Source organism: Clostridium bowmanii, from assembly GCF_018861315.1.
GTDB lineage: Bacteria > Bacillota > Clostridia > Clostridiales > Clostridiaceae > Clostridium_AD > Clostridium_AD bowmanii.
Genome location: NZ_JAHLDL010000027.1, coordinates 23,239 through 48,916, shown reverse-complemented (window position 1 = coordinate 48,916; position 25,678 = coordinate 23,239). Strand labels below are relative to the sequence as shown.

Annotated in this window: 29 protein-coding genes; 28 read left to right on the top strand and 1 reads right to left on the bottom strand. The window is 33.4% G+C overall.

Annotated elements, in window-relative coordinates; genetic code table 11:
• The first annotated feature begins 11 nt into the window (after window positions 1-11).
• From KPL51_RS16735 to thrB, 25 genes are all read left to right on the top strand, one after another.
• The gene (locus KPL51_RS16735; RefSeq protein WP_216163842.1) at window positions 12-1,376 is read left to right on the top strand and encodes an ethanolamine ammonia-lyase subunit EutB; all 1,365 of its coding nucleotides are present in this window, start codon (window positions 12-14) and stop codon (window positions 1,374-1,376) included.
• Window positions 1,377-1,394: 18 nt separating this feature from the next.
• Window positions 1,395-2,273, top strand: a complete 879-nt coding sequence (gene eutC, locus KPL51_RS16730; RefSeq protein WP_216163840.1) for an ethanolamine ammonia-lyase subunit EutC — start codon at window positions 1,395-1,397, stop codon at window positions 2,271-2,273.
• A gap of 30 nt (window positions 2,274-2,303) precedes the next feature.
• Window positions 2,304-2,957: an ethanolamine utilization microcompartment protein EutL gene (eutL, locus tag KPL51_RS16725; RefSeq protein WP_216163838.1), complete on the top strand. Its 654-nt coding sequence runs from the start codon at window positions 2,304-2,306 to the stop codon at window positions 2,955-2,957.
• Window positions 2,958-2,971: 14 nt separating this feature from the next.
• Window positions 2,972-3,463 (top strand): BMC domain-containing protein, encoded by a 492-nt coding sequence (locus KPL51_RS16720; protein WP_216163836.1) that lies wholly within the window; start codon window positions 2,972-2,974, stop codon window positions 3,461-3,463.
• Window positions 3,463-4,926, top strand: a complete 1,464-nt coding sequence (locus KPL51_RS16715) for an acetaldehyde dehydrogenase (acetylating) (protein ID WP_216163834.1) — start codon at window positions 3,463-3,465, stop codon at window positions 4,924-4,926. The genes KPL51_RS16720 and KPL51_RS16715 overlap by 1 nt, the downstream gene beginning before the upstream one ends.
• Window positions 4,927-4,985: 59 nt before the next feature.
• Window positions 4,986-5,282 carry a BMC domain-containing protein gene (locus tag KPL51_RS16710; protein ID WP_216163832.1) on the top strand — a complete coding sequence of 99 codons (297 nt, stop codon included), beginning with the start codon at window positions 4,986-4,988 and terminating at the stop codon, window positions 5,280-5,282.
• An 87-nt stretch (window positions 5,283-5,369) separates the two neighbouring features.
• A complete protein-coding gene (locus KPL51_RS16705) occupies window positions 5,370-6,125 on the top strand; it encodes a cobalamin adenosyltransferase family protein (protein ID WP_216163830.1) in 756 nt (251 codons plus the stop codon).
• Window positions 6,126-6,138: 13 nt separating this feature from the next.
• A complete protein-coding gene (gene eutD / locus KPL51_RS16700; RefSeq protein WP_224854391.1) occupies window positions 6,139-6,795 on the top strand; it encodes an ethanolamine utilization phosphate acetyltransferase EutD in 657 nt (218 codons plus the stop codon).
• On the top strand, window positions 6,796-7,581 hold the full coding sequence (locus KPL51_RS16695; protein ID WP_216163828.1) for a hypothetical protein: 786 nt from the start codon (window positions 6,796-6,798) through the stop codon (window positions 7,579-7,581).
• A 76-nt stretch (window positions 7,582-7,657) separates the two neighbouring features.
• Entirely contained in the window at window positions 7,658-7,939 is a 282-nt protein-coding gene (locus KPL51_RS16690) for a EutN/CcmL family microcompartment protein (RefSeq protein ID WP_216163826.1), read from the top strand.
• Window positions 7,940-7,997: 58 nt separating this feature from the next.
• Window positions 7,998-9,110 (top strand): ethanolamine utilization protein EutH, encoded by a 1,113-nt coding sequence (gene eutH / locus KPL51_RS16685; protein ID WP_216163824.1) that lies wholly within the window; start codon window positions 7,998-8,000, stop codon window positions 9,108-9,110.
• A 35-nt stretch (window positions 9,111-9,145) separates the two neighbouring features.
• Window positions 9,146-9,598 (top strand): EutQ-related cupin domain-containing protein, encoded by a 453-nt coding sequence (locus KPL51_RS16680; protein ID WP_216163822.1) that lies wholly within the window; start codon window positions 9,146-9,148, stop codon window positions 9,596-9,598.
• A gap of 21 nt (window positions 9,599-9,619) precedes the next feature.
• Window positions 9,620-9,961, top strand: a complete 342-nt coding sequence (gene eutS / locus KPL51_RS16675) for an ethanolamine utilization microcompartment protein EutS (RefSeq protein ID WP_216163821.1) — start codon at window positions 9,620-9,622, stop codon at window positions 9,959-9,961.
• Window positions 9,962-9,963: 2 nt separating this feature from the next.
• Entirely contained in the window at window positions 9,964-10,410 is a 447-nt protein-coding gene (locus KPL51_RS16670) for a EutP/PduV family microcompartment system protein (protein ID WP_216163819.1), read from the top strand.
• Window positions 10,411-10,422: 12 nt separating this feature from the next.
• Window positions 10,423-11,787 (top strand): ethanolamine ammonia-lyase subunit EutB, encoded by a 1,365-nt coding sequence (locus tag KPL51_RS16665; protein ID WP_216163816.1) that lies wholly within the window; start codon window positions 10,423-10,425, stop codon window positions 11,785-11,787.
• Between the two features lie 14 nt (window positions 11,788-11,801).
• Entirely contained in the window at window positions 11,802-12,698 is an 897-nt protein-coding gene (gene eutC / locus KPL51_RS16660; protein WP_216163815.1) for an ethanolamine ammonia-lyase subunit EutC, read from the top strand.
• Between the two features lie 13 nt (window positions 12,699-12,711).
• Window positions 12,712-14,178 (top strand): ethanolamine ammonia-lyase reactivating factor EutA, encoded by a 1,467-nt coding sequence (locus KPL51_RS16655; protein ID WP_216163813.1) that lies wholly within the window; start codon window positions 12,712-12,714, stop codon window positions 14,176-14,178.
• Window positions 14,179-14,267: 89 nt separating this feature from the next.
• Entirely contained in the window at window positions 14,268-14,549 is a 282-nt protein-coding gene (locus KPL51_RS16650) for a BMC domain-containing protein (RefSeq protein WP_216163811.1), read from the top strand.
• A 65-nt stretch (window positions 14,550-14,614) separates the two neighbouring features.
• Window positions 14,615-15,457, top strand: coding sequence for an ethanolamine utilization protein EutJ (gene eutJ / locus KPL51_RS16645; RefSeq protein ID WP_224854387.1), 843 nt, complete (start codon window positions 14,615-14,617; stop codon window positions 15,455-15,457).
• Entirely contained in the window at window positions 15,457-15,765 is a 309-nt protein-coding gene (locus tag KPL51_RS16640; RefSeq protein ID WP_216163807.1) for a BMC domain-containing protein, read from the top strand. The genes eutJ and KPL51_RS16640 overlap by 1 nt, the downstream gene beginning before the upstream one ends.
• 19 nt (window positions 15,766-15,784) lie before the next feature.
• Complete coding sequence (locus tag KPL51_RS16635) at window positions 15,785-17,110, top strand: 4Fe-4S dicluster domain-containing protein (protein ID WP_216163806.1); 1,326 nt, start codon at window positions 15,785-15,787, stop codon at window positions 17,108-17,110.
• 12 nt (window positions 17,111-17,122) lie between these two features.
• Window positions 17,123-17,671 (top strand): BMC domain-containing protein, encoded by a 549-nt coding sequence (locus KPL51_RS16630; RefSeq protein WP_216163804.1) that lies wholly within the window; start codon window positions 17,123-17,125, stop codon window positions 17,669-17,671.
• Between the two features lie 62 nt (window positions 17,672-17,733).
• Window positions 17,734-18,054, top strand: coding sequence for a cupin domain-containing protein (locus KPL51_RS16625; RefSeq protein ID WP_216163801.1), 321 nt, complete (start codon window positions 17,734-17,736; stop codon window positions 18,052-18,054).
• A gap of 21 nt (window positions 18,055-18,075) precedes the next feature.
• On the top strand, window positions 18,076-18,363 hold the full coding sequence (locus tag KPL51_RS16620) for a BMC domain-containing protein (protein WP_280526777.1): 288 nt from the start codon (window positions 18,076-18,078) through the stop codon (window positions 18,361-18,363).
• 294 nt (window positions 18,364-18,657) lie between these two features.
• The gene (gene thrB, locus KPL51_RS16615) at window positions 18,658-19,563 is read left to right on the top strand and encodes a homoserine kinase (protein WP_216163800.1); all 906 of its coding nucleotides are present in this window, start codon (window positions 18,658-18,660) and stop codon (window positions 19,561-19,563) included.
• A 168-nt stretch (window positions 19,564-19,731) separates the two neighbouring features.
• Here thrB and KPL51_RS16610 read toward each other — a convergent pair whose 3' ends face one another.
• Window positions 19,732-20,952, bottom strand: a complete 1,221-nt coding sequence (locus KPL51_RS16610; protein WP_216163798.1) for an MFS transporter — start codon at window positions 20,950-20,952, stop codon at window positions 19,732-19,734.
• Between the two features lie 248 nt (window positions 20,953-21,200).
• On the opposite strand from KPL51_RS16610, the gene KPL51_RS16605 reads away from it, so the two are divergent.
• The 3 genes from KPL51_RS16605 (at window position 21,201) to KPL51_RS16595 (ending at window position 25,664) form a co-directional block, all read left to right on the top strand.
• Entirely contained in the window at window positions 21,201-22,457 is a 1,257-nt protein-coding gene (locus KPL51_RS16605) for a helix-turn-helix domain-containing protein (RefSeq protein WP_216163796.1), read from the top strand.
• Between the two features lie 143 nt (window positions 22,458-22,600).
• On the top strand, window positions 22,601-25,315 hold the full coding sequence (locus KPL51_RS16600; RefSeq protein ID WP_216163794.1) for a UPF0182 family protein: 2,715 nt from the start codon (window positions 22,601-22,603) through the stop codon (window positions 25,313-25,315).
• A gap of 139 nt (window positions 25,316-25,454) precedes the next feature.
• A complete protein-coding gene (locus tag KPL51_RS16595) occupies window positions 25,455-25,664 on the top strand; it encodes a hypothetical protein (protein WP_216163792.1) in 210 nt (69 codons plus the stop codon).
• Window positions 25,665-25,678 lie beyond the last annotated feature (14 nt).

The window sequence follows — 25,678 nt, the reverse complement described above, 5'->3', positions numbered from 1 at the left end:
GGTGAAGTATCTTGAAATTAAAAACAAAGTTATTCGGAAAAGTGTATGATTTTAAATCAATAATGGAAGTTATGGCAAAGGCAAATGAAGAAAAATCAGGAGATAAGCTTGCGAAGGTTGCGGCAGAAACTTCAGAGGAAAGGGTAGCAGCGAAGGTAGTTTTAAGCCATTTAACACTAGAGGATTTAAGAAATTGCCCAGCAGTACCATATGACATAGATGAGGTAACGAGAATAATTCAAGATGACGTTAATGAAAAGATATATGCTGGAATTAAAAATTTAACAGTATCTGAATTTAGAGAGTGGATACTGGATGAAAATACTACTGGTGAAGATATTAAAAGGACAAGCCGTGGCCTTACTAGTGAAATGGTAGCTGCAGTAACTAAGTTAATGTCAAATTTAGATCTAATTTATGGTGCAAAAAAGATAAGAATTACTGCGCATTGTAATACAACAATAGGCGTAGATGGAACCTTATCTGCAAGACTTCAACCTAACCATACTACAGATAATCCACAGGGTATTATAGCATCTGTTATGGAAGGATTAACTTATGGTGTTGGTGATGCAGTTATAGGATTAAATCCAGTGGACGATTCTATTGAAAACGTTGTCAGAATTCTTAAAACCTTTGAGGAGTTTAAAAACAAATGGAAAATACCAACTCAAAACTGTGTACTCGCTCATGTAACAACACAAATGGAAGCTATAAGACGTGGAGCACCTGCAGATTTGATTTTTCAAAGTATAGCCGGTTCTCAAAAGGGAAACGAAGCATTCGGAATAACTGCAGATATGCTTGAAGAAGCAAGGCAGTTAGCACTTAAGCAGGGAACAGGATCCGGTCCTAATGTAATGTATTTTGAAACAGGACAAGGCTCAGAACTATCTTCAGATAGTCATTATGGTGTTGACCAATTGACTATGGAAGCAAGGTGTTATGGATTTGCTAAGAGATATAGCCCATTCCTAGTTAATACGGTTGTTGGTTTTATAGGACCTGAGTATTTATATGATAGTAAGGAAGTAATAAGAGCAGGTCTTGAAGACCACTTTATGGGAAAATTAACTGGTATACCAATGGGTGTTGATGCTTGTTACACAAACCATATGAAAGCAGATCAAAATGATGTTGAAAATTTATCGGTACTTCTTACAACTGCTGGATGTAATTATCTTATGGGGGTACCTCATGGGGATGATATAATGCTTAATTACCAGACTACAGGATACCATGAAATAGCAACATTAAGAGAACTATTAAATTTAAGACCAATAAAAGAATTTGATGTTTGGATGGAAAAGATGGGATTCTCACATAATGGAAAATTAACTAGTATAGCAGGAGATGCATCTGTATTTCTTAAATAATGAGAGGAGGCAAAAATAATGGTATCAGAAAATGAGTTAAAAAAATTGGTTGAACAGGTGTTACTTGAGATGACAGCGAAAGGTACAAAAGCTGCAAATAAAGCTGAAAATATTAACTTAGAAGAGGTTGAAGATGGATTTATTGATGATATTACAGAAGTGGATATTAAGAAACAACTTTTAGTTCCAAATCCAGCAGATGCTAAGGGATATTTGAAAATGAAACAAGCTACTCCAGCAAGATTAGGTATTTGGAGAGCCGGGCCTAGGTATAAAACAGAGACTGCTTTAAGAGTTAGAGCAGACCATGCGGCAGCTCAAGATTCCGTTTTCTCCTATGTTTCAGAGGAATTTCTTAAGGAAATGAATTTGTTTTCTGTTAAAACAGAATGTATAGATAAAGATGAATTTATAACAAGACCAGACCTTGGGAAAAGGATAAATAAAGAGGGTATTAAAGCTATAAAAGACAACTGTAAGATGAGGCCACAGGTACAAATATATGTATCAGATGGATTAAGCTCTGCAGCAATAGAAGCCAATGTTCGTGATGTACTTCCAGCTATGATACAGGGCCTGGAGGGTTACAAAATTTCTGTAGGAACTCCATTTTTTCTTCAAAATGGAAGAGTAGGAGCTATGGATGTAGTGTCTGAACTCTTAGAAGCTGATGTAACTTGTGTACTTATAGGTGAAAGACCAGGACTTGTTACAGCAGAAAGTATGAGTGCATATATAGCATATAAAGCCACTGTAAATATGCCAGAAGCTAGAAGAACAGTTGTATCAAACATTCATAGCGGTGGGACTCCTCCAGTAGAGGCTGGTGCACATATATCTGAGATTATAAAAATAATGCTTGAAAAGAAAGCAAGTGGAGTAAACCTTAAATTATAGTAATAAAATTTTAATTGGGAGGTAAATCACATGAAAAATGAAGCTATTCGTGCAACAGTATTAGGTGTGAAAATAATATCAAATGTGAGTCCGGATTTAGTAGAGGCCTTTAATTTAGCTCCACATCAGAAGAGCTTAGGGATTCTAACAGCAGATATAGATGATGTTACTTATACAGCTTTAGATGAAGCTACAAAAGCTGCAGATGTAGAGATTGTATACGCAAAATCAATGTATGGTGGTTCTGCAAATGCAAATACAAAACTGGCAGGTGAAGTCATAGGAATAATGGCTGGACCAAGTCCAGCAGAGATTAGAAGTGGACTAAATGCTGCTCTTGATTTTATAGAAAATGGAGCAAGTTTTACAAGTGCTAATGAGGATGACACAATAGTATATTATACACACTGTATATCAAGAACAGGAAGTTACCTATCAAAAAGTGCCAACATTAGGGAAGGAGAGCCCATAGCTTACTTAATAGCACCTCCACTTGAAGCTATGTATGCATTAGATGCAGCGCTGAAAGCAGCAGATGTTAAATTAGTAACTTTCTACGGACCGCCATCAGAAACTAACTTTGGTGGAGCATTACTTACAGGTAGTCAATCAGCTTGCAAAGCAGCTTGTGATGCTTTTGCTGCAGCAGTCCAATTTGTAGCTGATAATCCTACAAATTATTAAGTTAGGGAATTCATATGTATAAAGGAGCCTTAGGATTAATTGAGGTATACGGTTATATTGGGGCCGTAGAAGCTGCAGATACGGCACTTAAAGCAGCTAATGTAAACCTCATTGGTTGTGAAATAATAAGAGGAGGTTTAGTTACCGTAAAGATACAGGGTGATGTTTCTTCAGTTATAGTAGCTGTTGAGGCTGCTGAGGTTGCTATTAAAAAATTTAATATTTCAGTATTAGTACATGTAATTCCATGGCCAGACACATCAGTGTGGGATATTATTAATAAAAAAGTAAAAACACAAGATATGAAAGAGACAGAATTTGAATCTAACATTTTAGACATGATTACAAGATTAAAAAAGCAATTACAAAGTAAAAAAGTATATGAACTAAGAACCTTAGCAAGAAGTCTTAGCTTAGATAATATGACTAAGAAACAGATTAAGTTTGCTAAAAAAAATACACTTATAGAGGAACTTATTCTATTTTATCAAAGGAGGGATAAGTAGTGGATATTGATTTAATATCTATTCAAGAAGTTAGAGGCCTTATAGCTAAAGCAAAGATAGCTCAAAGAAAACTTGGTGAAATGAGCCAAAGTGAAATTGACAAAATAGTAAAAGCTATTTGTGACTCTGCTTACACAAATGCTGAAAAGTTAGGTAAAATGGCAGAAGAAGAAACCGGTTTTGGGAAATGGCAAGATAAAATTGTTAAAAACACTTTTGCTAGCAAAGCAGTTTACGAGTATATAAAGGATTTAAAAACTGTAGGAATAATAAATGAAGATAAAGATAAGAAATTAGTTGAAATAGCAGTTCCAGTAGGAGTCATTGCAGGACTTATACCATCAACTAATCCTACCTCTACAGCTATATATAAAGCAATGATAGCTATAAAAGCAGGAAATTCTATAGTTTTCTCACCACACCCAATGGCTAAAAAATGTATATTGGAAACTGTGAGAATAATATCCCAGGCAGCAATGGATGCAGGGGCACCGGAAGGAGCTATTGGATGTATGTCTGTGCCAACCATGCAAGGTACAGAGCAGTTAATGAAGCATAGTGATATTTCATTAATACTGGCAACTGGTGGTACACCTATGGTTAAAGCAGCTTATAGTTCAGGTAATCCAGCTATAGGAGTGGGACCAGGAAATGGACCAGCTTTCATAGAAAAATCTGCAGATATTCCACTAGCAGTAAAGAGAATCTTAGACAGTAAGACCTTTGATAATGGAACTATCTGTGCTTCAGAACAATCTATAGTAGTTGAAGCTTGTTCTAAAGATAAAGTAATAGCAGAGTTAAAAGCGCAAGGAGCTTATTTTTTAAATAAAGAAGAAGCTGATAGACTTTCCGGATTTATACTTAGAAGTAATGGTTCAATGAACCCTCAAATAGTAGGAAAAAGTGTGGAAGCTATAGCCAAAATGGCCAACTTAAATGTTCCAACTGGGGCAAGAGTACTTATAGCTGAGGAAACAAATGTAGGACATAAGTATCCATATTCAAGAGAAAAGTTAGCTCCCATTTTAGGCTTTTATTGTGAAGAAACCTGGAAAAAGGCTTGCGAGAAATGTATTGATATCTTAAACAATGAAGGAGCAGGACATACTCTTATAATACACTCAAATAATGAAGCTATAATTAGAGAGTTCGCACTTAAAAAGCCTGTTTCAAGACTATTAGTTAATACTCCAGGTTCACTAGGGGGGATAGGAGCTACTACAAGTTTAGTACCAGCTTTAACACTAGGCTGTGGGGCAGTTGGTGGAAGTGCAACTTCTGACAATGTTGGTCCTATGAACCTATTAAATATAAGAAGGTTAGCTTATGGAACTTGTGAAATAGAGGATTTAGTAGATACAAGTAACAACAATTCCAATATGAACAAGCAAGATTCAAATGAAGACACTATAAATAAAATAGTAGGAAAAGTTATGGAAAAATTGAGAGAAAAATTATAAAAATAACTAATATAGATAATTTTAATATATATAAAATAAAATTTTAGGAGGAATATAAAATGGCAAGTACAAATGCATTAGGAATGATTGAAACAAGAGGACTAGTAGGTGCAATTGAGGCGGCAGATGCTATGGTTAAAGCTGCAAATGTTACATTAGTAGGAAAAGAACTAATTGGTGCAGGACTTGTAACTGTAATGGTTAGAGGAGATGTTGGAGCTGTTAAAGCAGCCACTGATGCAGGCGCTGCTGCAGCAGAGAGGGTAGGAGAATTAGTTTCAGTTCATGTAATTCCAAGACCACATGCTGAAGTAGATGCAATACTTCCAAAAGTAAAATCAGAAGTAGAAGAGTAATATTACAAAAGGTACTATCCCTACAAATTAAAAAGCTGTAGAGGATAGTATGTTTATATGTAACCTTCTTAAGGGGATGTGAATTATATGAGTTTACTAACTGAAAGTGAACTAAGAAAACAACTCAAAAATACAGATATTAAAGAATATGAAGTAGTAAAGGGTGTTATTATTACACCATCTGCAAAGCAATATCTACAAGATAGAAACATTAAACTGGTAATAGTTGATACCTTGGGAGCAAAAAAACAAAGTGATTCTGACGGTATGAAGGAAGCTGAAGGAAAGATTTTTCCTAAATTTATATGTCTTCAAGGTGGCTATGTAGAGGAAAAGCCAGAGCATATGACACAGTTATATGGGAATAAATTAGTACCTAAGGATCATAGAAGAATAGAGTTTAGAGGACGTCTTGATAGTCTTCAGTCTAAAATTTTGGAAGTGCAGGTAATGGCATCAAAGCTTCAAAATGAAGGTGTAGCAAAGGACTTAGAGGAAATTCTATGTTTTGTACGTAATATATTAAGGGCAGAAGTATTAGAAGAAAAATTACCTGAATTCTCTCTTATAGGAATGAGTGAGGATGAACTTAGAGAAATATCACATAATCCTAATAAGTACTTTAATATGGAGCATTTTATGCCAAGTTATAAAATGGGTGAAATAGTAATTGCACTTAATTCTATAAGAAGTAATGCTCGGGAAGTTGAAATATGTAGCTTTAAGGCATTTAAAGATATTGATGGAGAGATAACAAGGGAGGATATTATTAGATATTTAAATAGATTAAGTAGCTGTTTATATGTAATGATGTTTAAGTTCTTATCAGGAAAATATAAATAGTGGAGGTGCATGGGTGACAGAAATAAACATTGATTATATTGTAGAAGAAGTTGTAAAAAGAGTAGGTAAAAGATTTCAGATTACAGTGGAAGCTTCAGGAAGGCACCTTCACCTTTCAAGGGAGAGCATTGATTTATTATTTGGAGTGGATTATAAATTAACAAAGGCAAAGGAATTATCACAACCAGGCCAATATGGATGCAATGAAAGGGTTAGCATAACTGGTCCTAAAGGGACAATTAAGAATGTAGTTGTGCTGGGGCCAGAAAGAAGCGAAGTACAGGTAGAAATATCTAAGAGTGATGCTCTTGTTTTGGGAATAATAGCTCCAATTCGTCAATCAGGGAAATTAAAAGGTAGTTCAGGTGTAACCATAACTTCGGATAAAGCGTCTTTAACAATTAAGGAGGGCTTAATAGTTGCAAAACGTCACATACATTTATCACCAGAAGATGCAAAAGTATTTGAGGTTCGCGATGAAGAGATAGTTAAAGCACAGGTACTTGGAGAAAGACCGTTAATTTTTGATGATGTTGTAATTAGGGTAAATAAAAATTATAGAACCTTTATGCATATAGATTATGATGAAGCAAATGCATGTGGATATAATAAAGACACCACTGCGAGAATTATAAAACATTGTAAAGCTGATATAAAGGAAGTGATTTAATTGGATATAGAAAAACTAGTGGACATGGTTATAAAGGAAGTTATGAAGAGAATTCCAGAGAGTGCAGCTGATACTGCAATGGATAAAGAAAAGATATTGGTAATAGGTTCATGCAGCGAAGATTTAACAATAGTTGAAGAGCTTTTAGAACATAAATATGAGGTTCATATTTATGATGAAGAAGATATAAACCTTAGAAACTATCAACATATAATAGTTACAAATTTATGTAATAAAGGCTTAGCATCAATGGCACTGGGTTTATGTAATGATAATGTGCAAGAATTTATAGTAGAGGCACTATTTAATGCTAAGAAGCTTTATATATTAAAAGAGGGAATTCAATATAGAAAATATTCAACAAATGCTAATGAAGCACTATATAATTTATATAAACAATACGAATGTAAAATTATGTCTTATGGAGCTAGTGTAGTCCATGAGCATGATTTATTAAAAAACATGGAAATGGGTACAAATTGCAATGTGGATTTAGCACAAAAAGATAGTTTAATAGAATCAAGCATAGTAAACAGTCAAGGTATGACATCAAGCAAGGATATGAATAGTAAATTTGAAGAGGTAGGTAAAATAGTGGTTTCAGGGGATACACTACAAGATCATCAAGTAGCAGAAATAAGTAACAAAAGACTTATTACAGAATCAGATCTGAAAAAACTATATCTGAATGGAATAAAGGAAGTAAAAGTAATTAAGAAGGCTATATTAACCCCACTTGCTCAAGATTATGTAAGAATAAAACGATTACAAATAAATAGAGTATAGTAAAGATTCTAAACCATTCAGCAGCTAACTAACAAAAAAGATAAATAGAATAGTTCGCAACTAAGGGAGGAAGGTAATGATTATTGGTAAAGTTATAGGCAATGTTTGGGCTACAAGAAAAGATGAAAAGTTAAATGGATTAAAATTCTTGGTTATTCAACCATCTAAAGCTGGAGAAGGCGACAAAAGTACAATTTTTGTTGCCGCAGATATGGTAGGCGCTGGTGTGGGTGAGAGTGTATTAGTGACTAAAGGCAGCTCTGCAAGGGCATCCCTAAATATACAAGATGTGCCTATAGATGCTGTTATAGTAGGTATAATAGATAGTCTGGAAGTTGATTCAGAATTCTTAAAATGAAAAGAACACCTGTTGATTATATTAAACAAAATAATTAGGTATATGAAAGGAGAAAAATATGGGGATAAATGAAATTATTATATATGTGATGGTTGTTTTCATGGTTTTAGGTGGAATAGATAAGTGTATAGGAAATAAATTTGGCTTAGGACAACAATTTGAAGAGGGCTTTATGGCAATGGGTTCATTAACTATTGCCATGGTTGGTGTAGTTTGTTTAGCACCAGTACTTGCTAGTGTATTAAAGCCTGTAATAGTTCCAATTTATACTGCACTGGGGGCAGACCCATCTATGTTTGCTACTACGTTGCTGGCCTGTGATATGGGTGGATATCCTCTTGCAAAAGAACTTGCACAAACAGCAGAGGCAGCTAGTTTTTCAGGTGTAATTATAGGATCTATGATGGGACCAACTATTGTATTTACTATACCCGTTGCTCTTGGAATAATTAGAAAAGAAGATCATAAGTTCTTAGCAACAGGCGTTCTTGCAGGAATAATAACAATACCTATTGGAGCATTTATAGGAGGAATTGTAGCTGGGTTTGGAGTAACAATGGTGCTAAAAAATCTTGTGCCAATAATAATAGTTGCAGCATTAATAGCTGTAGGATTATGGTTAATTCCTCAAAAAATGATAAAAGGTTTTAGTGTTTTCGGAAAAGGTGTAGTTATTATTATAACAATAGGACTTGTAGCTATAATAATAGAAACTTTAACAGGATTGGTTATTATTCCTGGCATGGCACCATTATCAGATGGTATAGCTATAGTAGGTTCTATTGCAATAGTTCTTGCAGGAGCCTTCCCAATGGTTTTTGTTATAACAAAAGTATTTAAAAAACCTCTTATGAAGATGGGGTCACTACTAGGTATGAATGATATTTCAGCAGCAGGAATGGTTGCAAGTCTTGCAAATAATATACCTATGTTTGGAATGATGAAGGACATGGATGATAGAGGTAAGGTAATAAACGTTGCTTTTGCAGTTAGTGCAGCCTTTGTATTTGGTGATCATTTAGGTTTTGTTGCTGGAGTAGAAAAAGGAATGATATTTCCTATGATAGTTGCAAAATTAATTGGTGGAGTTACAGCAGTTGCTTTAGCTTGTTTTATACTTTCAAAAAATGTAAATGTGAATATTAAAAAATCTAAGTCGGTTGAATCTTAATATAAATTTAAATAGTTATGAATGGAGGAATTAAATTGGAAAATATAGATAAAAAATCAATTGAAGACATGGTTAGAAAAATATTAGCAGAAAGTTTATCAGTGGAAAAATGCGAATTTGAAAAACATGTAGATGTTAGTGGAGTAATGTCAGTTAAATTAGACACTGTAAAAATGGACAAGTTTGAAACTGGTAAAGAAGGAGATAATGTACTTTTAAAGGATATTGTAACACTAGAAGAAAGTCCAAGACTTGGATGTGGTCTTATGGAAATGAAAGAGACACGTTTTGATTGGACATTAAAATACGATGAAATAGATTATATTATAGATGGAACTTTAGAGATAAATATTGACGGAAGAAAAGTTGTGGGAAATAAAGGGGAAATGATTTATATTCCTAAAAACTCAACAATTGAATTTAGTGTTCCACATTATGCGAAATTCATGTATGTCACATATCCAGCTAATTGGGCGGAGTTAAAGTAGACACTGTTTGGAGGGGAAAATATGAATGAAGAAAAACAGAGAGTTATACAGGAATATGTTCCAGGGAAACAACTTACTCTTTTGCATATTATTGCTCAACCAGTAGATGAATTATATGAAAGATTAGGTGTTGAAAAACGAGGAGCCATAGGAATTGTAACTGCTACTCCAGGGGAAAGTGCCATTATTGCAGCGGATATCGCAACAAAGGCCGGAGATGTTAGTATTGGGTTTTTGGATAGGTTTACAGGAGCACTTATTATTTCAGGTGATGTTGCAAGTGTTGAAGCGTCACTGGAAGCCATCAGTAACTTATTGGGAGATGTACTTAAGTTTACATCTTGCCCAATAACGAAGTCCTAATTATGAAAAAAATGATGCTTGTAGGGGCAATTGATTCCGGCAAAACAACATTAATAATGGCTTTAAATGGACAAACTGGTGTGCCATCAAAGACACAAACACTGAAGTACAGTTCTTTTATGATTGATACACCAGGGGAATATATGGAGAATCCTAGAATGTACACAGCAATTATGAGTACAGCACAGGAGGCAAAGCTAATTTTGTTTACTCAGGATGCTAGTAGTGAAAAATCAATTTTCCCTCCTGGATTTGCTCGGTCCTTTTCCGGCACAACCATTGGTATTGTAACAAAAATAGATTTCCCAAATTCAAATATTGAAAATTCGGTAAAAATTTTAAATAAACTTGGTCTTAAAGGTCCTGTTTTTGAAGTTTCATCTATTACTGGTGAAGGGATTGAAAGTTTAAAAAGTTATATTAATAGTGCGTTAAACAAATCACTTTAAGGAGGGATTTAATTGAACCTTAAAAGCAAAATTAATAATAAAATCTTTGTATTCAACTCTGTCCGTGATGTGCTAGCAAAGGCAAATAATGAGAAATCAGGAGATACATTGGCTGGCATTGCAGCAGAAAGTGCAACAGAGAGAGTAGCTGCAAAACTATGTTTAGCAAATCTTACTTTAAAAGATATATTTGAAAATCCTGTAATTCCCTACGAAAAAGATGAAATCACAAGGGTTATTATAGATGGAATTAATACTACTATTTATAATACAATAAGCCATTGGAGTGTTTCAGAATTAAGAGAATACATTTTAAATAGCCATACAACTCAAAAGGATTTATTGAAAATTAGCAGAGGACTAACAAGTGAGATGATAGCGGCGGTGGCAAAACTAATGTCCAATTTAGACCTTGTGTATGCTGCAAAGAAAATTAAAGTTCAGTCCCATTGCAATACTACACTTGGAATTCCTGGGACCTTATCTTTTAGAAATCAGCCTAACCATCCCACTGATAATATTGAGGGAATTCTAGCATCTATAAAAGAGGGCCTATCATATGGTTGTGGAGATGCAGTTATTGGAATTAACCCAGTAGAGGATAATATTGAAAATTACACGAGGGTTATGAGTGCAGTGAATGAGTTAATAAGAAAATATGAGATTCCTACACAAAGCTGTATACTCTCGCACGTTACAACACAAATGCAGGCATTAGAAAAGGGAGTACCAGTGGATCTTGTTTTTCAGAGTATTGCAGGAACGCAACTAGCCAATGATGCTTTTGGTATTTCCGTTAGCATGCTAGATCAGGCAAAAGAAATGGCGTTAAAACTTGGAACTTCTGCAGGACCTAATGTAATGTACTTTGAAACAGGCCAGGGATCTGAAATTTCATTAGATGCACATCACGGTGTGGATGAAATGACACTGGAAGCAAGATGCTATGGACTTGCCAGAAGATATAATCCATTTATGCTAAACAACGTGTCTGGGTTTATTGGACCTGAAACAATTTACAGTGGTAAAGAAGTTATAAGGGCAGATCTTGAAGACTTGTTTATGGGTAAATTTCATGGAATCCCAATGGGGATAGCACCTTGTTATACTAATCATATGAAAGCAGACCAGGATGACCAAGAGATTGGGACAATGCTGTGTGCTATGGCAGGTGCTAACTTCTTCATGGGTGTTCCTGGAGGGGACGACTGTATGCTCAGTTATCAAGATACAAGTTTCCATGATGATGCAAGTATTAGAGAAATACTAGGACTTAGGCCTGCTCCAGAATTTGAAAAATGGTTAGAACAATATGGGGTAATGAAGGATGGCAAACTAACAGATATTGCAGGAGACCCTTCATTATTTGATAAATAAGGAGGACAAAGCATATGGACAATCAAACGGAAAAGATGATTATTGATAAAGTTTTGAAAGAACTCCATCAAAGGGGGACTATTAAAAACAGTGAAAATATAATAAAAGATACCATAAAAAGTAGCATTCATAGTTTAGAAACCAATGACGATTTGCCAGTTGAACTTGAAAGTAAAGAAAAAATACAAATTGAAAACCCTCATAACATGGAAGCATTGAAAATAATGAGAAGTGCAACACCTGCAAGAATAGCTGTTGGCAGATGTGGGGCTAGACAAAAGACCTCTACATTATTAAATTTTCTAGCAGACCATGCAGCAGCGCAAGATGCTGTATTTATGGATGTAAGTGATGATTTCCTAGAGAAAAATAATTTATTTAAAACTGTAACAGTGGTTGTGGATAAGGCTGAATATTTAAAAAGACCGGAACTTGGAAAAAGATTAAGTGAAGAATCAAAGAAAATGATCCTTGAAAAATGTGAAAGTGGAAAACAGGTTCAGATTATTATTGTGGATGGATTAAGTTCTACAGCAATTGAAGCCAATGTGGCGGATGTATTACCTGCTTTAATACAAGGATTAAAATCAGAAGGATTAAGTGTGGGAACACCGTTCTTTGTTAAATATGGAAGAGTTAGAGTGGAAGATGAGATTGGAATGCTACTTAACTGTGATGTAGTGGTTGAACTTGTAGGAGAAAGACCAGGACTAGTAACGGCTGAAAGTATGAGTTCTTATATGATATACAGACCAAGTTCAAATACAGTTGAAGCAGATAGAACCGTAATATCAAATATACACAAGGGCGGTACACCTCCAACAGAGGCGGGTGCGCATATGGCTACAGTTGTAAAAAAAATATTAGAAAATAAGGCTAGCGGAATAAAATTATCTCAACTCATTAAATAAGTAAGGTGATAGAATGACTACTGAAAATTACGAAAAAATAAAGAGTGTGGGCATTGATATTGGTACAAGTACAACCCAATTTGTAATTAGCCAGCTTACGGTAAAAAATGTTGCTCCTGGAACTATAGTACCTAGAATGCAAATTACAGATAAATTAGTAGTATACAAAAGTCAGATACATTTCACACCTTTTTTAAACGACTCATTGATAGATACTGAAAAAATCGTTGAGTTAATAAAAACCGAATATGATAAGGCAGGAGTTAAACCAGAAGATATTCAAACAGGAGCTGTTATTATTACAGGTGAAACAGCTAAGAAAGAAAATGCAAGGAAAATTTCTGAGCAAATCGCAGGACTTGCGGGAGACTTTGTGGTAGCAACCGCAGGTGGAAAATTGGAAGCTATTATTGCAGGAAAGGGTTCTGGTGCTAGTGATTATTCAAGGAAAAATTATTGCGTCGTGGCAAACATTGATATTGGAGGAGGAACTTCTAATGTAGGTGTGTTTAAAAATGGAAGGTCAATTGACTCTTGCTGTATAAACGTAGGAGGTAGACTTTTAAAATTAGATAAAAATGAGGGAAAAATAGTTTATATAACTGAGCCTATGAAATCTATTTTTACAGAATGTTTGTTGGATTTTAGTGTAGGAGAAGAAATTACGACTCAGGACATTAAAAAGGTTTGTAGCAAAATGAGTCAAGTTGTTTTGGAATGTATAACAGAGGGTAAAATATCTCGTTTATCAGAAACTTTGCTTATGACCCAAAGATTAAGATTGGATTATAAAATTGATGTTGTAATGATATCAGGAGGTGTTGCTGATTTTGTATATGATAAAAATACAATAGATAATATAAAAGATACAGTGATATTTGGTGACATAGGTCCAATGCTTGGAAAAGAAATTAAGATATGTTTTGATGGACAAGAGTTCCAACTTGTAAAACCTACAGAAACCATTCGTGCAACTGTAATTGGTGCAGGATCTCAAACGGTGGACGTAAGTGGAAGTACGATTGTTGTTAATAATCAAATTCTACCTTTAAAAAATGTACCTGTAATTAAGCCTTTTATGGGCAAATTACCATTGGATGAATATGAAATTGGTGATTTTATTAAGAGGAGTATACAAAATTTGTATCAGGAGGATTCAATTGAAAATATTGCAATAGCCATTGAAGATAATGGATATTGGTCTTTCGCAGATACTCGTATAATAGCGAAAGGTATTTTAAAAGGACTTCATAAAATCATACAAATAGGTAAACCTGTAATTGTTGTTTTAGAACAGGATTGTGCAAAGGTACTAGGGCAGACGCTAAAAGCAACAAATCCAAATTGTAATGTTGTTTGTATTGATCAGGTACAAATAAATGAAGGGGATTATATTGATATAGGAAAACTAATAGCTGGAGATTGTGTGGTTCCCGTTGTGATTAAAACTCTAGTATTTGAGACTAGTCAAATTAGCTAGTAATTTATTGTAAATTATTAAGAAAACAGTTAGATGCATGACAAATAATATAAGCAAATAATATGGAAAAATAGAAGGAGGAAATAATAATGAGTTCAAATTCAGCATTAGGAATGGTTGAAACAAAAGGGTTAGTTGCATCGATCGAAGCAGCAGATGCAATGGTAAAGGCAGCAAATGTAACATTAATTGGGAAGGTAATAGTAGGTGGAGGACTTGTAACTGTAATGGTAAGAGGAGATGTAGGAGCTGTAAAAGCTGCAACTGATGCTGGTGCTGCAGCCGCTGAAAGAGTTGGAGAGCTAATATCAGTACATGTTATTCCAAGGCCTCATACAGAGGTTGAATTTATTCTTCCACATATTGAATAATAATTAAGCTCATTACATCCCAAGATGTAATGAGGAAGATACATGCGAAAGAGGAGGGAAGCCTTATGGAGATGTTCAAAAATACTGATAAACTTATAGCAGATTTCGAGCAAACAATTAAAAATCCAATTTTGCCTATTAATAAGCAGAAACTATATGTAGGAGTTGACCTTGGAACTGCGTATATTGTTTTAACTGTATTGGATGAGAACAAAATACCCATTGCTGGAGCATATAAGTTTGCTAAAGTTGTAAAGGATGGACTTGTACTTGATTTTATGGGAGCCATCAATATTGTAAAAGATCTGAAAAAAGAGATTGAAGAAAAAATTGGCTGTGAATTGAATTACGCAGCTGTAGCAGTCCCTCCTGGAACTGGAATAAATGATTCTCATGCCGTTGCGAATGTAGCAGAAGGAGCAGGGTTTGAGGTTACAAATGTAGTGGACGAACCTACGGCGGCCAATGCATTACTTGGGATCGAAAATGGAGTAGTTGTTGATATTGGTGGAGGAACAACGGGACTTGCTATTTTTAAAGATGGAAAAGTTATTTATGTTGCAGATGAAGCCACAGGAGGGACTCAATTTTCACTTGTGCTTGCAGGTGCTAATAAAATCACTTTTGAACAAGCAGAAATCTTGAAACAAGATCCGAAAAAGAAACTAGAAAATGCAGCAGTGTTAAGACCGGTTTGCCAAAAAGTTGCATCTATTATTAAAAAACATATTCAGGATTTTGATGTGAAGGCAATATATTTAGTTGGTGGAACAAGCTGTTTATACAATATTGAAAAAGTCATAGAAAGTGAAACCGGCATTAAAACCTATAAACCACAGAATCCTTTATTTGTAACACCTATAGGAATTGCTATGAATTGCAAGATGAAATATGAAGGTGACGAATAATGGATATAGAAATAATTAAATCTCCATCTAAAGGGACTTTAAGAATGCTAAAGAAAAGATCTTATCAAAGTGATTTTTTAAAAGATTCCATGTGTGATGCAGTAGGTCTTGTCCAAGGCAGACTTTCGGAAATGTTTGTAGCTTCGGACATTGCCGAAAAAGCAGCAGACGTTCTGGTGGAAGAAATTATGGGAGTTTGTCCTCAACACTTCACACTAATTGCAATTTATGGGGATACAGCTTCTGTTACGGTAGCACTTACTGCTATTTCAAAAATATTTAAGGGAAAGTTTGATGTAAATGTTTGATTTGACTGGAGGCTATAAAATGTCAAATGAGTTAATAGAAACAATTCGTTCTAACGGAATTATTGGAGCAGGTGGAGCTGGATTTCCCGCTCATGTTAAATTTTCAGCTAAAGCTGAAAATATTATCATAAACTGTGCAGAGTGTGAACCTCTTCTAAGAGTAGATCAACAATTGATTATTCTGTTTGCAGATGAGATTATAGAGACATTAGAACTAATTATGAAACAAGTTGAAGCTAAAAAAGCTTTCATTGGCATAAAAGAAAAGCACAAGGAGGCTATTGATCTTCTAAAAGAGAAACTAAAAGAACATCAAAATATTGAGGTCTTTCCGCTTGAAGATTTTTATCCAGCTGGAGATGAACAAAATCTTGTAAACGAAGTAACAGGAAGAATTGTACCAGAAGCAGGAATTCCTCTTAAAGTAGGGTGTATTGTAAGCAATGTAGAAACAGTATTGAATTTATCAAATGCATTAAAGGGGAGACCTGTGACGCATACTTATTTAACCATTGCGGGTAATGTGCCTAAACCAGTTACTTTAAGACTTCCTGTAGGAATTTCAGTTCGCGAAGTTCTTACTTTAGCAGGTGTGCATGATGTTTCTAATATCCAGGTGATTGATGGAGGGCCTGTAATGGGGAAAATTGTATCAGATATTGATTCACCAATTACAAAAACTACTAAGGGTCTTGTTGTTCTTCCTAAGGATCATAGTTTGATTCAAAAGAAAAGTATGACTCCGGAAATGGCGATTCATCAATCAAAAGCAGCATGCTTGCAATGCAGAATGTGTACTGATCTTTGCCCAAGATATTTGCTTGGACATAACCTTCAACCACATTTGATGATGAGAAAATCCAACTATGATAAGGGGAATAATACTGAAGGAGCTGAGATGGCAGCTTTGTGCTGCGAATGTGGTATATGTGAATTATATGCTTGTCCTGCAAGTTTATCGCCACGGTTAATTAACATAAAATATAAGCAAAAACTTATGGAAAACAAGATAAAATATGTACCATTAAAAAATGATTATACAGTGCTCCCATCAAAAGAATATCGAAAGATTCCAGTTAAACGGTTGATTGGAAAATTAGGACTTAAGGAATTTGATGTAGAATCACAACTAGAAGAGATAAATTATGAACCTAAAAAAGTAAGAATACCACTAAAACAACATATTGGAAGTCCTTGCATTCCAGTTGTTCAGGTGGGACAAATGGTTAACCTTGGAGATTTACTAGGGGAAATACCGGAAAATGCCTTAGGGGCAAGAATTCATGCAAGTATTGATGGAATAGTAACTGAAGTTTCAAATTTCATTGAAATTGAAAGGATATAAGGAGATGTTATTATGCTAAGAGCAATTGGACTTGTAGAATTTATCAGTATTGCCAAGGGAATTGAAGCTGCCGATGCTATGTTAAAAGCAGCTGATGTAGAGATATTAGTTTCAACTCCTGTTTGTCCTGGAAAGTATATTGTTTTAGTGCATGGAGATGTATCAGCAGTTGAAAGTTCTGTTGATGCGGGAGTGAGAATTGGAGCTACTTATGTAGTTGACAGTTTTATACTTCCCAATGTTCATCCTGCAGTTTATCCATCCATTACATCAACTTCAATTACAGCTGATATTCAAGCACTAGGAATATTAGAATCTTTCTCAATCGCATCTATGATTGTATGTGCAGATGCTGCTTTAAAAGCTGCAGACGTAGATGCAATTGAACTACGACTTGGAACAGGGGTTGGAGGAAAATCATTTTTTACTTTAACTGGTGATGTTGATGCTGTAAAAGTTGCTGTTGAGGCGGGTGCAAGAAATGCAATTGAAAAGGGTGTTCTTGTTGAAAAGGTAGTAATTCCATCTCCTAGTAAGAAATTACTGCAATACTTATTATAGCTATATACTTCCCTTATGGATGTTTGAGGTAAGGGGTCTCACTCATAAAAGGTGGTGATAATGTGAAAAAATTAATTACAGTTAATAAAGTAAAACAAAGCTTTGATGAGGGATGCAAGGTTATTGTAGTGGATAGCGATACATTAGTTACTATGGCGGCTAAGGATAAGGCAATGGAACTGAAAATTGAATTTAAAAATGCCAAGCAGGTAGAATTATGTAATACATTAAATCCACCATTAGAAAAAGAAAAGAGTGGAATAATCACGGAAAAAGATTTGAAAGATCAAGTTCAATGTGAAGAATTAAATTATACGGAGGATTTAATTCAACAAATAATTCAGGAGGTTTCAAAAAAACTTTCTGCAAATGAAAAAACATAGAAAATTTAAAGGAGGAACATAATGGGTAAAAATACGATGGCACTTGGTTTGATTGAAACAAGAGGATTAGTTGGAGCGATTGAAGCAGCAGATGCAATGATAAAGGCAGCAAACGTAACATTAGTTGGTAAAGTATTAGTAGGTGGAGGACTTGTAACGGTAATGGTTAGAGGGGATGTTGGTGCTGTAAAAGCCGCAACAGATGCGGGAGCTGCAGCTGTAGAACGAGTAGGCGAACTTATTTCTGTACATGTAATTCCAAGACCTCATGAAGAAGTAGAAAGTATTCTACCAGTTATTGAAAGGTAATTTAAGGGAGGGGTCAGACCTCTGGGAATGATTGGGAATAAAAAAATACCGAATAGATAGTTTTAAATAACTATCTATTCGGTATTTTCTTGTAAACCGAAAATGGATATTACTTGTTTCCGATATGTGGCTTTTTCTAGGTAAGTAGTGCAGTTTCATTTCTATATAAATCCTAAGAACTTGAATTCTTAGTAAAAACGGTATAATATATATTATAAAATAAATATTGTCGTATTAGGAGGCTGTACATGAATTATTTTAGTATAACAAGAAAAGAAGCAGGTGGAAATAGTTATGTTTGAGATTAAAGTACCTGCTACAAGTGCAAATATGGGACCTGGTCTGGATACTCTTGGGGTTGCTTTCAAACTGTATAATAGATTTATAGTTGAAGAGATAGAAACTGGATTTGAGATTTTTGGTTGTGATGAAAAATTTAGAAATAGTGATAACTTGGTTTATAAATTAATGCTAAAAACTTTTGAAAAGCTTGGAATAGTTCCAAAAGGTGTTAGGCTAACTTTTAAAACAGATTTGCCAGTTATGGGTGGCCTTGGAAGTAGTGCTACATGTATATTAGCAGGGATTACAGCTGCTAATATGCTATGTGGAGATGTTTTAACAAAACAAGAGGTTTTAAATTTTGCTTGCGTGATTGAAGGGCATCCGGATAATGTTACTCCTGCATTGGTTGGTGGCATGACTGCTTCAATTATGAATGAAGGAGTCACTCATTATAATAAAATTCCAATTAGTGGAGGAATAAAATTTTGTGCATTAATTCCAAAGTTCCAACTATCAACGGAGGATTCCAGGGCGGTTCTCCCACAAACAATACCTTTTAAAGATGGGGTTTATAATGTAGGTATGGTTTCGATGCTTATTGCAGCTCTTGTTAATGGTGATTATAAAGGAATAAAACTTGCTTGTAATGATAAGTTACACCAGCCATATAGGACAAGTTTAATTGAAAATTATTCAGATATTACAAGCTTTGTTCAAGATAGTGAAGCTTTAGGGGTATATCTTAGTGGCGCTGGACCAACGATTATGGTAATGCTTAAAAAGGATGATAATAATACTCTGGAAAAGTTAAAAAAATTCTTGAAATGCCTTTCTGGAAATTGGGAGATACTGAATTTAGAAATTGATGAAGAGGGTATACAAATTAGGGGCCTGACCCCTGGGGATATTTGGTAGGAATAAGAAATGATGCCACTTACATGAAATCAGAATTGACTGTTCAGGAAAATAATTAAAAGAAAAATCACGTCCTAGACAAGATTTGTGTAAAAACAAGTCTTGTCTAGGACGTGATTTTAATAATAGCTGATTTAATTATGCTGTTTTATGTTGGGTTGCTTCAATTTATACCTTATCTACAGCATATAATCTATACATCAGTAAAGACGCAATTAAAGCTAAAATAGCAACTAAAAACCATAAGTTTCTTATGTTAGTGTACTTTATATAAAAACCAGCCATCATGGGTCCAATCATAAATCCTAGCTTTCTTATTATAGGAAATACCGAATTAAACCTTCCTCTATGGGTAATGGGGGTTTGACTGGCGATATATACACTTGTATTAGTTGCTACAAGTATTTCTCCCACAGTCCATGTAGCTGCTGATAGAATAAACAAATAATATTCATTTATAAAAAACATCATTCCAAATCCAACCGCATACAATAATCCTCCAATAACTATGCATAAAGATGCTTTAATATTTTTAGTTGCAGAAGTAATAAATATTGTTAGCACGCTGCATATTACTGCATTTACGGTCATAAGACTTCCGAATATAGTAGGACCGTTATTTTTGAATATATCCCCAACTTGTATTGAAAGTCCAAAAGTGAACTGTGAAAATACTATAAAATATATAACTATGATAAAGGAGAACATTAACAATGTAGGTCTTTTTAAAAGAGCGCATACTAAGCTACCATCTTCTGCACTTTCATTAGTCTTAACTTTTGACTGTTCTATTTCCTCTTTAGTTGGCATGCTTTCAGGTACAAATATTGATATAAGGGCTATAGATAGGAAAGTTGTAATAGCATCTCCTAAAAAGAACCACATCAAATAATTTTTATATAGAAACCCAGCCAATAGGGGACCTACTGAAAAGCCAATATTTATTGCCATGTAATTCAGAGAGAATGCCGCATTTCTCTGATCTCCCTGCGTTAAATCTGTAGTTATTGTACTGTATACTGGATGTGAAAATCCACCAACAAAACTTGATACCATTAATATGCTGGTAATAATAATTGGATTATTTATAAATGCACAAAGTCCGTATCCTATTCCTGCTGCAAAACCAAACACTACAAGCACCTTTTTTCTTCCTATGCTATCTATAAGCTTGCCACCTAGCATAGTACCTATCATGCCAAGGCAAGCATTTACTGCAACTATAACACCGACGAGACTAACACTAATTCCAATTCTGTAGGTCAAAAACATTGTTAAAAATGGCCCCACAAAATTTCCCGTATTATTAATTATAGAAGCTAGAAATAGTACATATATGCTCATTGGTAACCCCTTATATGGCTTAAAACAATTAGTTAACCTTTTCATTTTTACCCCTACCCATCTTATTAAATCATTTTTTAATATTCATAAAATATCCTTTTTTTAAAATTGTTATCTATTATAAGCTTAAATAATTTTCATTAAAATATCAAATCATTTATATTGAAAAAATCTTATTAATATCTTCAGTTAATGCTATAATATTATATATAATTCACTATAAATAGTGAAATTTACCTGTAATCTTCATTTAAAGATTAATCTAAATTTATGAATATAAAGGAGCTTAGTTTATGAAAGATACAGTAGAGATATTTGGTAAAGAATTTGAGTATGATTTCTTATCTGGCTGGATTAAATATAATAGATTGCAAAACGAAATTAGTCAAGATGCTTTAGCCTATGGAATATGTTCTGTAAGTCACTTGAGTTATTTTGAAAATGGTAAAAAAACATTAAGAGGTGAAATAATAGAAGCACTTTTAAAAAAGCTAAATATACATCAAATTGAAGAGTTTGGTAATATAGGTCTTATACGACAGCAATTTTACAATATGATGTTTCAAATAGAAAACTTGAATTATGAAGATGCAAAAATAATATATGATGAACTAATAAATGTTGAAGACTTAATAAGTACCTCTCCTTATAATATTGAGTATAAAATATATCTACTTATGTATAATACTTTCGTAGAACATGTAAGTTATAATGATTTGAAACAGGATATAAAAGATTTAGACAAAATTTATTCCTCTTTAAGCCAGGAACTTCAATATTTATATCTATTTGTATCTGGAAAAATTTTATATAAATACGATGATCATAATAAAGGTATAGAAAGATTAACTAATGCCTATAAACTAAAAGAAACCCCTTGGATTAATTATAATTTGGGATTTTCCTATTGTTTTAACAATGAACCCTTGAAAGGAACATATTATCTAGAAAAAGCCCTAGAAAGCTACGAAAAAAACGGAAGGTATATTAATGCATTATGGTGTCATAACTATATAGGGATATGTTATACAAATTTAAAAATATATGAAAAATCAGAAGAACATTTTAAAGCTGCATTGACAGGAGCAAAGCATTTTAGTATCAATAAGATTTTCGGGCATTTATATATTAATTTGTCTTATTTATATTTTTGTGAAGAAAATTATGAAGAAAGCATAGTTTGGACAAAAAAGGCTTTAGAAACAGATAGTGATCCTATTTTATCTGCTTCTAATTATGTAGAGGCATGTATTAAGTTAAACAGAATTGAGGAAAGTAAAGAGGTATTTAATAAGTATTTAACAAAAGAATATGAAGGCTCTATTTACTTTAAATTACTACACTTTTTATATTTAAGTGCTTTTCACTTTGAAGAAAACTTGTTTTATGAAGAGGTTACAAAAAAAATACTTCCTTATTATGAAGGTATAAATTACTTTAACCTTTGTAAACCTATAAAACTAAAATTAATAGAACACCTAGAGAGGAAAAGAAAATACAAAGAAGCTAATATAATATATAAAGGTTTGTATGACATTCATGAATATTAGTGTACTTTATGGGTATTACTTTGAAAATAACCAAAAGGTATTTATTTTTACTTAATAGAAGGAAAAAAATGTTTTGTGTGGAATTGATTAGAGTAATGTATAAATCTCATTAATATCAATCAAAATAAATAAGAGGTGCGTTTATGAAAAAAAAGTTAGTTATATCTACTGTATTTATAATCCTTATTGTGTGTTTGCTTTTTACAGGTAACATAGTTCAATTTATTATTAATATTGAATGGTTTGATCAAGTGGGTTACCTTTCAATATACTTAACAAAGATAATTACCGTGTCTAAGTTTATGATACCTCTTTTTATCATTAGTTATCTTGGTATATGGCTGTATTATAAGAGCATTAGGAAGAGTATCATGCACTTAAAAATAGTAGTTGAGGTAAATGCCAAGAAAAGAGCTATTGAAAATAAAATTTTTATAGCTTGCAATTTAATTTTTTCCTTTATATTTTCTTTTTCTTTTGCATCAGCATATTGGTCTAGGCTTCTTCAATTTATAAATTCAGTTAGCTTTAATGAGAAAGATCCTATTTTTAATATAGATGTATCTTTTTATATTTTCAAACTTCCACTAATTGAATCTTTATATACAGTTATAATGACACTACTTGTATTACTAGTTATTGTTAAAGTAGTAGTTTTCTTTATAATTAAATCAAAGGATTTTTCTTATGTGGGGAAAATACCAAGTCCTTTTGGAGATATAAAACAACTGGGTAAGGAACTTATTGTATTTTCAGGGAGACAGATTGCAATAATATCAGCACTAATAGCACTTTTTCTTTCACTTGGATTTTTGATAAATTCATTAAATTTAGTGTATAGTCCTAGGGGAGTCGCATATGGGGCAAGTTATACGGATATTCATGTAACACTACTATTTTATAAAATATTGATTGTGGCAAGTATACTTTCAGCAGTAGTAATATTTATAAGCGTTTTAAAATCAAAGGTTAAGCCTATAATAATTTCAATTGCTGCTATAGTTTTAATTAGTGTTGTAGAAGTAATATCAGCAGCAGTAGTTCAAAGTAGTATTGTAAAGCCGAATGAAAAGGAATTCGAAAAAACATATATTCAAAATAATATTAATTTTACAAGGAAAGCTTTTAATATAGCGGATATCACTACGAAAACTTTTAATGTGAAAAATGATTTGAAACAAGAGGACATTTCAAATAATCGGCAGACGATAGATAACATTAGAATAAATTCAGCTGCGCAGGCACTTGAATTTTATAATCAAGTTCAAATATTAAGATATTACTATAATTTTAGTGATATAGATGTAGATAGATATAAACTAAACGATAAATATAGTCAGGTATTTCTTGCGGCAAGAGAAATAGACTCAAAGTCACTGACTCCAAGCACTTGGCAGAATACTCACATGATTTATACTCATGGATTTGGTGTTGTAATGAGTAAAGTAAATGTTGTTAACTCAGAAGGGCAGCCTGATTTCGTAATTAAAGATATGCCTATTGCAAACAGTACAAATATTAAGCTAATTAATCCACGAATTTATTTTGGTGAACAAACAAGTGAGTATGCATTAGTAAATACTAATGTCAGCGAATTTGACTATCCTCAAGGTGGGGTTAATAAGGTAACAAATTATGCAGGTAAAGCAGGAATTAAAATGAGTTTTGGTAACAAACTTTTATTCGCAATAAATAATGGTGAACTTAATTTCCTACTATCAAGGGATATTAAGAGTACAAGCAAAATTCTTATCAATAGAAATATAGTTGAAAGAGCAAAGAAAATAGCCCCATTTTTAACTTATGACAAAGATCCTTATGTTGTTATAAGTGGAGAAAAATTATACTATATAATTGATGCTTACACTACATCAACTAAGTATCCATACTCACAGCCTGAAAATGGAATAAACTATATTAGAAATTCAGTTAAGGTTGTAATTGATGCTTATGATGGAACTACAAATTTCTATAAGTCAGATTCAACTGATCCAATTGTGCAAAGCTACGCAAAGATGTACCCTAAGCTTTTTAAGAATATATCAGAGGTTTCTGATGACTTAAAAGCACATTTTAGATATCCAGCTGATATATTTAGTATTCAAAGTACTGTACTTGGAAAATACCATGTAACTGATCCTGGAGTTTTCTATAATGGAGAGGATATTTGGGATGTTTCGAAAAATGCAAATGCTGTAGGTGGTGAAGTAAAAACAACTATTCCACCATATATTGTGGAAAAATTGCCAGGCACAAATAGTGAAGAAATGGTATTGCAACAATATTTTAATATAAAGGGAAAATATAATATGACAGCAATTTTAGGGGCTAGAATGGACGGGGAGAACTATGGTAAACTGTTTTTAAATAAATTTCCAGCAGAAACAACAGTTTATAGTCCGTACCTCTTTAAACAAAGGATAAGTCAGGACACTACGATTTCAGCACAACTATCTTTATGGAACACAGGTGGATCTCAAGTACAGTATGGTGACACTGTAATTCTACCAATAAAGAATTCCTTACTTTATATTGAACCTCTTTATTTAAGAGCTAGTGGGAAAAATAGTATTCCTGAAATGAAAAAGATAATAATTTCCTATGACAATAAGTTATTGATGGTTGATAATATTGAAAGCGGGCTCCAGCAGATATTCAATTATCAGGCACCTAATGTAGTAATTCCAGGTAAATCGGAAATTACTACAACTCCATTAAGCGAAACTAAAATCAAACTAATCAAGCAGGCAAATGATTTATATACAAAAGCGCTTGATGCTCAAAAAGCTTTAGATTGGACTAAATATGGAGAGTATATTAAGCAACTGGGCACTATATTACAACAATTAGATAAATAATAATACAAAAACCATCTGAATAGCTCAGATGGTTTTTGTATTGATTTATTCTTTAATCAGATTTTACTGCCTTATTGAATCTTCTTGTTGATATCAGAAACAATATCAAGCATAGTGACATTTATTAGAACGTTTTCCATTGCTTCTTGTGCATAAGCAAAGTGCATTCAAAAACGCAGTTGACAGAGCATCTGCTTGTAACTATACTAAGTACAACAACGAGGATTATGCATCGGTTCTTCTTGACGAAGTTGCAAATGAAAATTTTCTTGTCAAAGAAATGGTGTATACTTCATTAAAAGAAGCTGAAAATGAGAATATATTTATGAAAGACCTTGTATTAGAATAATAAAAATATTATGT

Coding starts and splice junctions, on each gene's coding strand:
- KPL51_RS16610 (WP_216163798.1), bottom strand. CDS start 20,952: ATGAAAAGGTTAACTAATTGTTTTAAGCCATATAAGGGGTTACCAATG.
- KPL51_RS16600 (WP_216163794.1), top strand. CDS start 22,601: ATGAAAAAAAAGTTAGTTATATCTACTGTATTTATAATCCTTATTGTG.
- KPL51_RS16605 (WP_216163796.1), top strand. CDS start 21,201: ATGAAAGATACAGTAGAGATATTTGGTAAAGAATTTGAGTATGATTTC.
- KPL51_RS16630 (WP_216163804.1), top strand. CDS start 17,123: ATGCTAAGAGCAATTGGACTTGTAGAATTTATCAGTATTGCCAAGGGA.
- eutL (WP_216163838.1), top strand. CDS start 2,304: ATGAAAAATGAAGCTATTCGTGCAACAGTATTAGGTGTGAAAATAATA.
- KPL51_RS16655 (WP_216163813.1), top strand. CDS start 12,712: ATGACTACTGAAAATTACGAAAAAATAAAGAGTGTGGGCATTGATATT.
- KPL51_RS16670 (WP_216163819.1), top strand. CDS start 9,964: ATGAAAAAAATGATGCTTGTAGGGGCAATTGATTCCGGCAAAACAACA.
- eutC (WP_216163815.1), top strand. CDS start 11,802: ATGGACAATCAAACGGAAAAGATGATTATTGATAAAGTTTTGAAAGAA.
- KPL51_RS16640 (WP_216163807.1), top strand. CDS start 15,457: ATGGATATAGAAATAATTAAATCTCCATCTAAAGGGACTTTAAGAATG.
- KPL51_RS16710 (WP_216163832.1), top strand. CDS start 4,986: ATGGCAAGTACAAATGCATTAGGAATGATTGAAACAAGAGGACTAGTA.
- KPL51_RS16650 (WP_216163811.1), top strand. CDS start 14,268: ATGAGTTCAAATTCAGCATTAGGAATGGTTGAAACAAAAGGGTTAGTT.
- eutH (WP_216163824.1), top strand. CDS start 7,998: ATGGGGATAAATGAAATTATTATATATGTGATGGTTGTTTTCATGGTT.
- KPL51_RS16620 (WP_280526777.1), top strand. CDS start 18,076: ATGGGTAAAAATACGATGGCACTTGGTTTGATTGAAACAAGAGGATTA.
- KPL51_RS16705 (WP_216163830.1), top strand. CDS start 5,370: ATGAGTTTACTAACTGAAAGTGAACTAAGAAAACAACTCAAAAATACA.
- thrB (WP_216163800.1), top strand. CDS start 18,658: ATGTTTGAGATTAAAGTACCTGCTACAAGTGCAAATATGGGACCTGGT.
- KPL51_RS16720 (WP_216163836.1), top strand. CDS start 2,972: ATGTATAAAGGAGCCTTAGGATTAATTGAGGTATACGGTTATATTGGG.
- KPL51_RS16635 (WP_216163806.1), top strand. CDS start 15,785: ATGTCAAATGAGTTAATAGAAACAATTCGTTCTAACGGAATTATTGGA.
- eutS (WP_216163821.1), top strand. CDS start 9,620: ATGAATGAAGAAAAACAGAGAGTTATACAGGAATATGTTCCAGGGAAA.
- KPL51_RS16690 (WP_216163826.1), top strand. CDS start 7,658: ATGATTATTGGTAAAGTTATAGGCAATGTTTGGGCTACAAGAAAAGAT.
- eutJ (WP_224854387.1), top strand. CDS start 14,615: ATGGAGATGTTCAAAAATACTGATAAACTTATAGCAGATTTCGAGCAA.
- eutC (WP_216163840.1), top strand. CDS start 1,395: ATGGTATCAGAAAATGAGTTAAAAAAATTGGTTGAACAGGTGTTACTT.